Raw genomic sequence first — 11,896 nt, 5'->3', positions numbered from 1 at the left:
AGGGCGGAGAGTGCGGTGCGCATGGGGCGGGGTCCTCGGGCGTGCGGGGGTGGGGGAACGGCTTGACGGCCGTTCAACGCCCGGGCGGCCCGGCCGGTGACGGGAAGGCGCCCGTTCGGAGCAGCCCGCGCACGCCCGAGGACCCCTGATCGCCCGCCGCCTGACGCCCCGCGCACGACGGGCGCCCCGCCCGCCGCCGTCCGGCGGTGAGCGGGGCGGTGGGCGCGGTGGGCGGTCGGGGGTGCAGGACCGTCACGGCCGCCAGGGCGGCGAGGATGCGGGCGAAGGCGTCCGCGCTCTCGGCGGGCCGGTGGGTGGCGGGGCGGTGGTCGCACAGGAAGCCGTGCGGGACGCCCGGGTAGCTGACCAGGTCGGTGCGGACGCCCGCGGCGGTGAGGCGCTCGCCGATCCGGGCCCACTGCTCGGGCGGGACGACGTGGTCGTCGGCGCCGACCAGGCCGAGCACCGCGGTACCGTGGGCGGCGAGCGCGGCGGCGCCCCGCTCGGCGAGCGGCGGACGGTCGTCGGCCGGCGGGGTGCCGCCCTCCAGTGTCCAGCCGGGGTAGCAGGCGACGACCGCGTCCAGCGGCAGCCGGGTGCCGGCCAGCAGCCCGAGGTGGTCGCCGACCGAGAAGCCGACGAACGCCCGCCCCGCTCCGCCGCCCAGCGCCGCGCCGACGCCCAGCGCCGCGGCCGTGTCGGCGGCCACTTGCTCGCCCGTCAGCGTGCCCGGCAGTCGGGGAATCCCTCGTCCCGCCCGGCGGCGTCGTCGTACGGCAACTCGGTCCGCTCCGCCGCCCGCCCGCGTCACCCGGCCGGACGGTAGGTGGTGACGGTGCCGCCGTGGCTGAAGGCCAGGGTCTCCACCGGGGCGAACGGGCGCGGGCGCAGCGGACCGGCGAACGCGGGGATCCCGCCGCCCGCCACCACCGGGTACCGCTTGAACACCAACTCGTCGATCTCCGGCAGCAGTTCGGCGGCCAGCCGGCCGCCGCCGCACAGCCAGAGGTCGCCGCTGCCCGGCCGCTGCTTCAACTCCCGCACCAGGCCCAGCGGATCGGCGCGCACCAGGTGCACCGCCGGGTCGTCCACGCCGGGCAGCGTGCTGGAGACCACGTACTGCTCCAGGTGCGGGTACGGGCTGGGGATGCCCGCGTCCAGGCCCGGGCGGTAGGCGCCCAGGCCCATCAGCACCGTGTCGAAGTGCTTGTTGGGGGTGTCCGTCAGACCGAGCTGCGGGCGGGCCTGCACCGGAATGGTCTCCGGGTACTCGTCCAGCTGGTGCTGCGCCATGTCCGGCGCACCGGGGTAGAAGTCGAACTCGCCGGACGGGCCGGCGATGAAGCCGTCCACGGAGACGGCGACGTAGTACACGAGCTTTCGCATCCAGGAACCTCTCGACAGGGAAGGCCGGTGAGCACTCGTTCCGTAGTACTCTGGCCGGAGTGGTAAGACCGTAGCACTACGTCTGGAGTGGTTACAAGCGATGGCCCGCAGCAACCCCGAGCGCCGAGCCGCCCTGCTCGACGCCGCCCTCGAAGTCCTGGCCGAGGAAGGCGCCCGCGGCCTCACCTTCCGCGCCGTCGACCAGCGCGCCGCCGTCCCAGCCGGCACCGCCTCCAACTACTTCGCCAACCGGAACGCCCTGCTCGCCCAGTGCGCCGACCGCGTCTACGAACGCCTCGAACCCGACGCCGACACCCTCGCCCAGGGCCTCGAAGGCCCCCGCGACGCCGCCCGGGTCACCGCCCTCATGCACCAGGTCGTCGACCGCGTCGCCGCCTTCCCCACCGGCTTCCTCGCCCTGCTCGAACTGCGCCTCGCCGCGCTGCGCCGCCCCGAACTGCGCGAGGTCCTCACCCGCCGGATCGGCGAGGACGTCCGCTTCAACACCGACTACCACCTCGCCGCCGGCCTCCCCGGCGACGCCACCACCGTCCAGCTGCTCATCCTCGCCCTGAACTGGCTGATCCTCGAACGGCTCACCCTCCCCGACCTGTTCACCCCCGAACACCGCACCGCCCTGGTGGACGCACTGGTGGCCCGCCTGCTCGCGGGCGAGAACACCACCGCGAACTGACGGGCCACCGGGAAGAAGAGGGGAAGCAGCGGGGGCCGCCCCGGATCAGGTCCTCTAGAGCATGCCGTCCCAGAGCTGCTCGACGACGACCGCCCACCAGTTCTCCGGGTCGTCGAAGACCGTGCCGTCGAGGGCGGCCAGCTCGCGCTGGAAGGCGTCGACGACACCGGCCGCCGCGTACGGGTCGAGGCCGCGCAGGGCGGGGCGGCGCTCGGCCAGCAGGGCCAGGCAGCGGAGGTAGGAGTTGAGGTCGGCGTTCAGGTAGCGGCCGGTGCCGTTGTCCGGGTCGACGGCCCAGACCCGGCCGGCGCCCTCGGCGGTGCACTGGACGGCCACCAGCGCGTGGCCGTCGGTGCCCAGCAGCACGTACTCCGCCAGCACGGCCCGGACCCGGTCCGGGACCCGGGCACCGCGGCCGACCGCCGCCAGGTGCCCGGCCACGTCCGGCAGCCCGGGCACCAGCGCGAAGAAGCCCTCGACCCGGACCGGCAGCCCCGCCCACACCAGCGTCTGCCGGGCCGCCTCGGGCAGCGGAGAGGCCGCCGCGTCGTCCGCGTCCGCCCGGTGCACGCCCTCCGCACCGAACAACCCGGCCAGCCGGCGCCCCAGGGCGGCGTCGCGCTCGGCGTCCGCGGCGGGCACCGCACGCGGGAACGGCACCCGGTTGGGCCGCGGCGGCACCGGCCGCCCGGCCGCCCGGAAGGACTCCTCGGTGGCGTCGGTGAGGGCCCGGACGGCCGCCGCCCGGCGGTCGTAGCGCGGACCGTAGTCGTGGCCGTAGGAGAACGAGGCGACCGGCAGCTCGGCCAGCAGCACCGCCGCGCAGTAGCCGCCGGGCAGCTCGCACGGGCGCAGGTCGGTGTAGACCGACAACACGTCCTCCGGGCGCACCCCCCGCTCCTGGAGCGTCCGCCAGGCCCGCACCTCCGGGTGGCCGGTCCCGGGAGTGGAGAGCAGGAACAGGCTCTGCTCCTCGCCCTGCGCGTCCCGGTACCCCAGCACGGCGGAGGCACCCGGGCCGACCAGCGGCGGACGGGAGGGGTCGTACGAGCCCGCGCCCAGCTTGTCCCGGTAGAGCTGCACCACCTCGTCGACCGGCACCGAGGGCCAGTGCGTCAGCTCACCGGTCTCCCGGTCGACCACCGCGCAGGCGGTGCCGATCTCGGCAGGCGCCCGGCGCTCCCCGGTCGCCGGGTCCGGCCCGGCGGCCGGCAGCACCGGCCACAGCACCCAGCCCAGCTCGAACTCGTGCACGCCGATCCGGTGCCACTGCTCCTCGGGCTTGGCACCGTTGATCCACTGGTGGGCCGCCTCGATCGCCTGCTCGCGGGTCGTCACGCGGTCGTTCTCCTTCAGGGCCGGTCGGACAGGGTTCACAGTAATGCAGCCGCCCGCCTCAACCGGCGGGCACAGCGGCCGGGGCCGCGGGGTCAGCGGGGGCGGCCAGGTCGGCGGACGCCGGAGCCGCGGGCACGGGCGCGGGGGCGGGCACGGGGGCGTCCGGGGCGGCGGACGCGGGCGCGGGCGCGGGCACGGGGGCGTCCGGGGCGGCGGACGCCGGGTCGGCCGGGTCGGCCGGGGGAACGGACGCCAGGGCGGTCGGGCGCAGGGCGGCGACACCGCGGGCGTCGGCCAGCAGTAGCAGGCCGTCCGGGGTCAGGTCGGCGCCGCCCAGCGGTTCGGCGGAGAGGAACAGCGCGACCTGCGCGCCCGCCCGGCCGTCCGCCTCCCGGGTCCACAGCCGCAGGTAGTCGCCGCCGGTGCTGAGCCCCAGCGGGGTCGCGGAGCGCTCCTCGTCGGTGGGACGGACGAGCAGCGCCGGATCGGTGCCGTCCGGCTCGCCGGTCAGCGCGTCGTAGACCGCCAACTCCGGCTCCGCGCCCGGCCGGTAGGCCACCAGCACGGCCCCGCCCCCGGGCCGGGCGGCCGCCGTGACCGCCCGGACCCCGTCCAGCGGCCGGGCCCACAGCGTGCGCCACGGCAGCGGGAGGCCGAACTCCGGCGCGGGCAGACCGTCCTGGCGGGCCGCGTGCTCCAACAGGGCGGCGCGCAGCTCCGGACCCGGCTCCTGACGGGTGAACAGCGGCGCCAACCGCAGCCAGGTCCGGGCCGGCGGCGGCAACTCGGCACCGGTGGCGACCAGGTGCTCCACCGCGGCCCGCAGCCGCACCTGCTCGGCGTGCAGCAGGAACCCCGGGTCCGCGAGCAGCCCCGGCAGCAGACCGCCCTCCAGCGCGTGGCCGACCAGCTGCTCCCGGACGTACGGCGCGGCCGCCGCCCACCGGCCCGGGCCGTCGTTGTCGCTATCACCGCCGTCGCCGTCGCCGTCGCTGCTGCCCAGGGTGGCGAGCAGCGCCGTGGCCAGGCGGCGCTGCACCTCGTGGACGGTGCTGCCGAGGCGGGCGCGCAGCTCCGCGCCGAGCGCCGGGTGGACGATCCGGACGGCGGGCGGCCGCCCCTCCGCCGTGACCAGGTCGAAGAACGGCAGCAGCAGGTGCTGCCCGCCCGCCAGCGCCGGGCCGAGGTCCTTGCCCGCGACCGCCGAGGCGAGCGGCGCCCAGAGGTCGAGCGGCAGCGGCTCGCCCGGCCCGGCCAGCGCCAACGGGGCGAGCAGCCGGCGCAGGGTCAGCTCGGTGACACCGTGAAGCTCGGCCTGCAGGTCGAGCGCGTCCCCGACGGTACGGGGCAGCGGGACCGGCCCGTCCGGCGCGCTGCGGGCCGACCAGGCGGCCAGCCGGACCACCAGCGGACCGTCCGCCGTACGGGCCAACTGCGCCGCACCGTCCGGCTGCGGGAGGGAGAACTCGGCCTGCAGCCGCAGCCCCTCCTCGTCCCGCCACGGCTCCCGGTCGAGGTCGATCACCAGCAGTTCCCCGGCGGGCAGCACCCCGGCCAGCCGGTCCGCGTCGGCCCGGTCCACCTCGGCCAGCAGCCGGACACCGGCCGCCAGGGCGAGCGGCCGCAACACCTCCTCGGCGACCCGGGCAGGCTCGCCCGACTGCGGCAGCACACCCGCCCGGTCGGCGTCCGCGACCACCACCGCCACCGGCTCCCCGGCCGACCCGATCCCGGCCAGTCGTTCGTCCAACTCCTCGGCGCGAACCGCACCCGGCGAGAAGTGGTCGGCCACCAGCCAGCGCAACTGAACGGCCGACAGCCCGGTGGCGTCGAACACCGGCGGCGTGGGCAGCTCACCCGGCGGCACGGTGGCCGGATCCAGCACGGACAGGTCGAACTCCTCCCGCCGGGACGGCTCGCAGAGCATCAGGAACCCCGCCAGCAACCGGGACCGCCCACTGCCCGACCCCCCCGTCACGAGCACCGTCCGGGGCACCCCCGCACCCCCCGAACGCCAGGCCGCCAGCGCACGCAGCGCCACCGCCCGCCCGCCCAGGTACGGATGGGGCTGGTAGGACTGCTGCGGGACGGCGGTGTTGCTGGAGTCGGTCACGTCGAGGGCTCTCCGGTGCGAGGACGGTGCAAGGACAGTCGGGAACGGGGGCGGGCGGGGCGGTCAGTCGGCCCAGTTGTAGGGCTCGAGGACGTAGCCCCAGGTGTCGGACCCGGCTGCGGAGGGGTCCACGCCGGCGAGCCGGATCCCCAGCTCCTCCAGCACGCAGCCCGTGTCGGGGCCTTCGCTGCGGTACACCCGCAGGTACTGCTCCTGGAGCGCCGCCATGGTGAGGAAGGACTCCATGGGGCGCCCATCCAGTCGCCGATCAGGTGGAACGGTCCGCTGCCGGGCGGCTGTTCCGCGTCGGCGGTGGACTCCCAGGCCCGCACCGGCAGCCCCTCCTGCGGGGCCAGGCGCAGGCTGATCAGATCCGCGACCTCCGGCACGCCCACCTCGGTGAGCAGTCGGCGGGTCGGCTCGTGGGTGATCCCGGCGGGCAGCTGGTCCGCCGTCAGGCGGTGGATCTGCTCGGGGCCGAACGCCCGCTCCAACAGGCTTCGGAGGTCCGCCACTTCGGCCGGGTCGAACGGCTTCGGCAGCAGGCGCCGGTGCCACCTGGCCAGCGGGCGCAGCCGCCGCTCGGGTCCTTCGCGGAGCAGGTCGACGTCCAGCCGGACGGCGTAGGCGCCCTGGCAACCGGCCAGTACCAGCAGGTCGCCGACGGCGCCGGCCCGGTCGGCGTCCGGGTGGTGGAAGACCTTGAGCGCGGGGGCGGTGCCGCGGTCGGTGCCGGGGGCGAGGACGGCCGTGACGTTGTCGTTCGCGCGGACGTTCAGAGCCGCACTGTCCGCCGGCAGCACGACGAGCCCGGGAGCTTCGGACCCCCTGGTGAACGGCGGGGCGAGCAGCTCGCCGGTGGCAGCGTCCCGGACGATGCGCAACGGGCCGCCACCCTCGGTCACCACCGCCAACTCGCCCTCGAATAGGGCGGGTTCCACGATTTCCACGGCGCTGCGATGGCTCGGGTCGGTGGGCGGCGTGAAGTCCCCGGCAGCCCGCCAGCGGGACCAGACGGTGCGGAACGGCAGCGGCTCGGGCGAGGCTTCGGCCAGGGCCTCGGCCCGCTCCACCTCGCCCCGGGTGAACGCGTCGTGGGCCAGCCAGGCGACCCACTCGCCGTGCGGGGCCCCGGCCAGACCGTAACCGACCAGGAAGTACAGGGCCGCCGCGCGCGTACCCCGTTCGATGCCGTCCGGGTAGCAGGCGCGGAACGCTTCGACCAGCGCGTCCTGCGGGATCCTGGCCAGCAGCGAGGCATCGGCGAGCAGTTCGTCGAACCGCCCGGCGGCGGCCGCGTGGCCCGGCAGCGACCGCAGGGCCCACGGCTCGGCCGGTCCGTCGGCGAGGAGGAGATCCGTCATCCGGCGGTGGAACGCGGCGGCCGTCTCGTCCTCGTAACGCAACTGCTCGGCCAGCGCGGGCCGGACGAACCCCGCCACAACTGGCCGTTGGCCAGCGCGCGCAAGGCCCCCAGCACCTCGGGGGAGACCGCTTCTTCGAGCGCCCGGAACTCCTCCGGGCCCGCACCGCCCGGCAGCTCCACGACGGTGATCCCGCGCTTGGACGCCCCCTCGTTGTAGGGGTAGGAGACGCTCTGCTCGGCCACCAGCTGCAGCCGGCCCTTCTCGGCCGCCTTCCGCAGGTCGCTCAGCACCGTCCGCACCAGGCGCGGCTCGGCGCCGGAACGGAGCGAGCCCGCGAGTTCGGCATTGGCCACCAGGACCACCGGGGGCCGTTCCGCCCTGCGCAGGGCTTCCCCGAGGTCGTACAGGCTGCGGGACCTGTCGCCTTCCGCCGGACGGCGGGGGTTCCGGAGGCGGACCCGGTCGAGCAACTCCGCCACCACCGAATCGGCGCTGCGCCCGGCCGCGTCCACCAGAACCGCGCCCGGGAACCGCTCGGCCACGCCCCGGAGCGCCGCGCTCCGCCCGCTGCCCGCCGCTCCGCGCACCACGACCAGCCCGGGCCCGCCGTCCCGCAGCCGCTCGGTCAACGCGTCGACCGCCGTCTCGACCTGCCCCGTCGCTCGGGGCTGGTAGGACTGCTGCGGGACGGCGGCGTTGCTGGAGTCGGTCACGTCGAGGGCTCTCCGGTGCGAGGACGGTGCGAGGACAGTCGGGAACGGGGGGCGGGCGGGGCGGTCAGTCCCCCCAGTTGTCGGATTCGAGGGCGTACTGCCAGACGTCGGACCCGGCGGCGGCCCGGTCCACGCCCGCGACCTGGGTCTGGAGCTCCTCCAGCACGTCGTAGGTGTCCGGGCCCTCGGTGCGGTACACCTCCAGGTACTGCTTCTCCAGCGCCACCATCGTGACGAAGGACTCCAGCGATGGGGCGCCCATCCAGTCGCCGATCAGGTGGAACGGTCCGCTGCCGGGCGGCTGTTCCGCGTCGGCGGTGGACTCCCAGGCCCGCACCGGCAGCCCCTCGTGCGGCGTCAGCCACAGGCCGACCAGCCCCGCCGCCTTCGGCACGCCCACCTCGGTGAGCAGTCGGCGGGTCGGCTCGTGGGTGATCCCGGCGGGCAGTTCGTCCGCCGCCAGGCGGTGGATCCGCTCGGGGCCGAACGCCCGCTCCAACAGGCTTCGTGCGTCCGCCACTTCGGCCGGGTCGAACGGCTTCGGCAGCAGGAACCCGTCCCCGCCGAGCAGCGAACGCAGCCGCTCCTCCGGTCCTTCGCGGAGCAGGTCGACGTCCAACCGGACGGCGTAGGCGCCCTGCGCCCCGGCCAGCACCAGCAGGTCGCCGACGGCGCCGCCCCAGTCGGCGTCCGGGTGGTGGAACACCCCGAGCGCGGGGGCCTTGCGGTCGGCGCCCGGGGGCAGGACGGCCGTGACGTTGTAGTTCGCGCGGATGTTCAGGGCCGCGCTGTCCGCCGGCAGCATGACCAGGCGGGACTTCTCGGACTCCGCGGACTCCTCGGTGAGCGCGGCCAGCAAGCGGCCCGTAGCGGCGTCCCGGACCAGCCGGAGCGAACCGCTGCCCTCGGTCACCACCACCGACACGCCGTCGAACTCGGCGGGATCCACCAGCTCCACCGTGCTCTGGTGACCGGGCTCGGTGGGCGGCGTGAAGTCCCCGGGGGCCCGCCAGCGGGACCAGACGGTGCGGAACGGCAGGGGCTCGGGTGAGGCTTCGGCCAGGGCCTCGGCCCGCTCCACGTCCCCCCGGGTGAACGCGTCGTGGGCCAGCCAGGCGACCCATTCGCCGTGCGGGGCCCCGGCCAGGCCGTAACCGCTGAGGAAGTGCAAGGCCGCCGCGTGCGTGCCCCGTTCGATGCCGTCCGGGTAACAGGCGCGGAACGCCTCGAGCAGTGCCTCCTGCGGGATCCTGGCCAGGAGCGCGGGGTCGGCGAGCAGTTCGTCGAACCGCCCGGCGGCGGCCGCGTGGCCCGGCAGCGACCGCAGGGCCCACGGCTCGGCCGGTCCTTCGGCGAGGAGGAGGTCCGTCATCCGGCGGTGGAACGCGGCGGCTTCCGCACCCTCGTAGCGCAACTGCTCCGCCAGCGCGGGCCGGACGAACCCGATGCCGCCCTCGTCCTCGACCAGCCAGGGAAGTTCGGCCAACTCCAGTCCGCTGTAGGGGACTTCGGCCGCTGCGCAGAGCTGCGCCCAGGCCGCCACCGGCGCCCGCCACAACTGGCCGTTGGCCAGCGCGCGCAAGGCCCCCAGCACCTCGGGGGAGACCGCTTCTTCGAGCGCCCGGAACTCCTCCGGACCCGCACCGCCCGGCAGCTCCACGACGGTGACCGCACGGTTCGACGGCCGCTCGTCGCGGGGGACGGAGGCGCTCCGCTCGACCACCAACCGCAGCCAGCCCTCCTCGGCGGCGATCCGGAGGGTGTCCAGCACCTGCCGCATCAACTGCGGCTCGCCGCCGGAGCGCAGCGAGCCCGCGAGTTCGGCGTTGGCGACCAGGACCGTCCGGGGTTGGCTGTCCTGGCGCAGCCCCAGGACCAGGTCGGTCAAGTCGCCGTACGTGTCGCGGGCCATGAAGCGTCGCCACTCCGGCGGGCGGATCCGGTCGATCAGCTCCGCCGCCACCGAGTCGGAGCTGCGTCCGGCCGCGTCCACCAGGACCGCGTCCGGGAACCGTTCTGCCAGGGCCCCGAGCACCGCGCTCCGACCGCTGCCCGCCGCTCCGCGCACCACGACCAGCCCGGGTCCGCCGTCCCGCAAGCGCTCGGTCAACGTGCCGATCGCCGCCTCGACTGCCACCTCGTCCCGCCCCGCCATTCCACCGCTCCCTTGCTTGTACTCGTCCGACGGCCTCTGGCTTGTCCTATTCGAGGCGTCGCCGCTCCGTCACCAGCCATGTCCTGGCCACTTGGGCGACGTGGTTGCCGAAGTCCTGGTTCATGAGCTGGCGTGGTGTCATCTTCCCTGCTACACCGGTTGGCCCCACTTTCTCCCCCTTACGGTAACCAGTGGAGTAGTAGACGGGCACACCGGCTTGGCTGACCGACAGGTAGCCCGAGCAGTCGGCGTGGCCAGCCCCCCGACCACAGGGTTCACGCTCGGTGTAGAGGCTCAGGATCTCGTAGCGGTCCTTCTCGTCGCGGCCGCGGTTGAGGTTCGCCATCCAGTGGCCCGCGTGCGTCTCCGAGTGCAGCGGTGTGATGCCGGCCCGGTCACCGCTGGCCGGTACCGAGCTCTCCAGGACGTAGCTCACCTCCTTGGTGACGGGGTCGTAGACCTCCAGCACCGCGTAGTTCTTCCCGGTGAAGTCGGGACGGTGGGCAGCCTTCTCGAAAGGCTCCTCGAAGTTGCTGGCTTCGAAGACCGCCTTGATCTGCTCCTTCAGAGCAGTGGGGTCCTCGATCAGCTTCAGTGCGGCGTCGGACTTGGTCTTCCCGTGGTCGACGGCGCCCCGGCTCTCGGTCTCGGCCTGCCCGGGCTCGGAGCCCGGCTGATCCGGGTCGTCCGCATACGGGTAGGGCTTCTGCTCAGGGCTCGCTCCCCGTCCGTGCTGTTCGTGGAACGAGTCGCTCATGCGCCCCATCACCGAGACCACCGCGCCCTGCTCGCCCGGGTGCATCTCCCCGAAGCCGGGCAGGGCCTGCTCCAGGTCGGACCGGCGCAGCGTCATCGGGTTGTCGCCAGTGGTGCGGTCGAGGGTGTCGCCGAGATGACCGCTGTGAGCCCACTCGTACAGCTTGGTGTAGACGTGGCCCATCGGGACACGACGGACGTCGTTGGTCTTGCGCAGGTCCTGCTGTACCTGGTGGCCCAGAATCCCGTACTCGTCGTCGCCGGGCTTCTCCGGCTGGGTGAGCCGCTCGTGCTCGGTGCGGGCGGGTTCGTGGATCGGGTGGTCCGGGTCGTCCTTGTGCTTCTCGGCGAGCTTGTCGGGGTGGTGGCTGTCGTCGGGCGTGTGCTTGCTGGCCTCGCTCCCCTTCGAGCCGGCCTTGGCCTTGCCGGCCGGGTCGGCGGGGCGGCGGTCGGTGCCGTCGTCCCCGCGGTTCGGGCGGTCGTTCCCGGCGGGGAGCGGGCGGCGGTCCGGGTCGAGCGGGACGGCGAAGACGCCGTGGCCACCGTCGTGCAGGGGTTTGTCGCCGCGCTGGCCGGTCTGGTTGTCGAGGTAGGTGATCCGGCCGCCGTGGTTGACCGCGTTCCAGGCGTGGGCGCGCCCGTTGGCGTCCTGGGTGACGATGACGGCCTGCGAGCCGTGGCCGGCCGCCCGGAGCTGGTCCTCGATCCGCCGGAACGCCTGCTCGCCGTTGCCCAAGTCCCGGAACGGCGCGCCGAGTTGGCGCTCCGCCCGGTCGCGGCCGCCCTGCTCGCCGTCCGGACTCGAGTCGTTGCGCGGCGCGGCGGCGGTCGGGTTGCCGCTGTAGGTGTCCGCGGTGGAAAGCGCCACGTCGAGGCAGTTGTTGTCCCGGCCGGGCGCGCGGTGGCCGTCGCCGTTGACCGCCCCGGGCCAGTCGCCGTTCGGATCCGGGTGCCGCTGTGGAGTCCCGTCGGAGTTCCGCGGGATCCGGCTCTCCAGGTCCTGCTGATGCTGCGGGTCCACCCGGTCGAGCCCGCCCGGGGCGTCGTACGGGCGGCTGTCGGACAGCGGACGCCCGTTGACCGGACGGCTGTCGGCGGCCGGGCTGTTGCCGGGGGCGGTGCGGTTGTCGGAGCCGTCCTGCCTGGAGCCGTCCCGCTCGGGGCTGTCCCGTTCGGGGCTGTCGCGTTCGGGGCGGGGCGTGTGCGCGGCGGCCGGTTCCTGGTGGGACGGGGCGTCGGGGCGGGACGTGCCGGGGCCGCGGTCGGCGGCGGGGCGCGGGCCGAGGGTCGAGTTCCGGCTCGGCTGCTCGGGGCGCGGGGTGGTGGCGTTCTGGGCGGGGGTGTTCTGGTGGGGGACGGAGGGAGCGGGGGCGG

The 11,896-nt window shown here is 75.2% G+C and carries 9 protein-coding genes; 1 reads left to right on the top strand and 8 read right to left on the bottom strand.

Features of this window, described 5'->3' with window-relative positions; genetic code table 11:
* Window positions 1-73 precede the first annotated feature (73 nt).
* Both IH44_RS0138830 and IH44_RS0138825 read right to left on the bottom strand, forming a co-directional pair.
* Window positions 74-709 (bottom strand): dienelactone hydrolase family protein, encoded by a 636-nt coding sequence (locus tag IH44_RS0138830; RefSeq protein WP_051818259.1) that lies wholly within the window; start codon window positions 707-709, stop codon window positions 74-76.
* A gap of 98 nt (window positions 710-807) precedes the next feature.
* Window positions 808-1,386, bottom strand: coding sequence for a dihydrofolate reductase family protein (locus tag IH44_RS0138825; RefSeq protein WP_030464571.1), 579 nt, complete (start codon window positions 1,384-1,386; stop codon window positions 808-810).
* Between the two features lie 100 nt (window positions 1,387-1,486).
* Between IH44_RS0138825 and IH44_RS0138820 the strand changes: the two genes are divergently transcribed.
* Window positions 1,487-2,080 (top strand): TetR/AcrR family transcriptional regulator, encoded by a 594-nt coding sequence (locus IH44_RS0138820; RefSeq protein ID WP_030464570.1) that lies wholly within the window; start codon window positions 1,487-1,489, stop codon window positions 2,078-2,080.
* A gap of 54 nt (window positions 2,081-2,134) precedes the next feature.
* On the opposite strand, the gene IH44_RS47045 is transcribed toward IH44_RS0138820, so the two are convergent.
* The 6 genes from IH44_RS47045 to IH44_RS43500 all read right to left on the bottom strand — a co-directional run.
* A complete protein-coding gene (locus IH44_RS47045; RefSeq protein WP_030464569.1) occupies window positions 2,135-3,418 on the bottom strand; it encodes an SUKH-4 family immunity protein in 1,284 nt (427 codons plus the stop codon).
* A 58-nt stretch (window positions 3,419-3,476) separates the two neighbouring features.
* On the bottom strand, window positions 3,477-5,531 hold the full coding sequence (locus IH44_RS0138810; RefSeq protein WP_051818257.1) for a hypothetical protein: 2,055 nt from the start codon (window positions 5,529-5,531) through the stop codon (window positions 3,477-3,479).
* Window positions 5,528-6,973 (bottom strand): SUKH-4 family immunity protein, encoded by a 1,446-nt coding sequence (locus IH44_RS0138805; RefSeq protein WP_030464567.1) that lies wholly within the window; start codon window positions 6,971-6,973, stop codon window positions 5,528-5,530. The genes IH44_RS0138810 and IH44_RS0138805 overlap by 4 nt, the downstream gene beginning before the upstream one ends.
* A complete protein-coding gene (locus tag IH44_RS0138800) occupies window positions 6,892-7,611 on the bottom strand; it encodes an ATP-binding protein (RefSeq protein WP_030464566.1) in 720 nt (239 codons plus the stop codon). Before IH44_RS0138800 ends, IH44_RS0138805 begins: the two co-directional genes overlap by 82 nt.
* 64 nt (window positions 7,612-7,675) lie before the next feature.
* Window positions 7,676-9,766 carry an SUKH-4 family immunity protein gene (locus IH44_RS0138795; RefSeq protein ID WP_030464565.1) on the bottom strand — a complete coding sequence of 697 codons (2,091 nt, stop codon included), beginning with the start codon at window positions 9,764-9,766 and terminating at the stop codon, window positions 7,676-7,678.
* Window positions 9,767-9,812: 46 nt separating this feature from the next.
* A partial coding sequence (locus IH44_RS43500; protein WP_051818253.1) for a toxin glutamine deamidase domain-containing protein occupies window positions 9,813-11,896 on the bottom strand: 2,084 nt, incomplete at its 5' end.

Source organism: Kitasatospora sp. NRRL B-11411 (assembly GCF_000721345.1).
In the GTDB taxonomy this organism is placed as follows: Bacteria; Actinomycetota; Actinomycetes; order Streptomycetales; family Streptomycetaceae; genus Kitasatospora; species Kitasatospora cineracea.
The sequence above is the reverse complement of the archived record's forward strand: the minus strand, read 5'-3'. Positions and strand labels throughout refer to the sequence as shown.

What these genes read in the sequence shown, in the direction of transcription:
- IH44_RS0138825 (WP_030464571.1), bottom strand. Translation starts at nt 1,386, where the DNA reads ATGCGAAAGCTCGTGTACTACGTCGCCGTCTCCGTGGACGGCTTCATC.
- IH44_RS0138820 (WP_030464570.1), top strand. Translation starts at nt 1,487, where the DNA reads ATGGCCCGCAGCAACCCCGAGCGCCGAGCCGCCCTGCTCGACGCCGCC.
- IH44_RS0138795 (WP_030464565.1), bottom strand. Translation starts at nt 9,766, where the DNA reads ATGGCGGGGCGGGACGAGGTGGCAGTCGAGGCGGCGATCGGCACGTTG.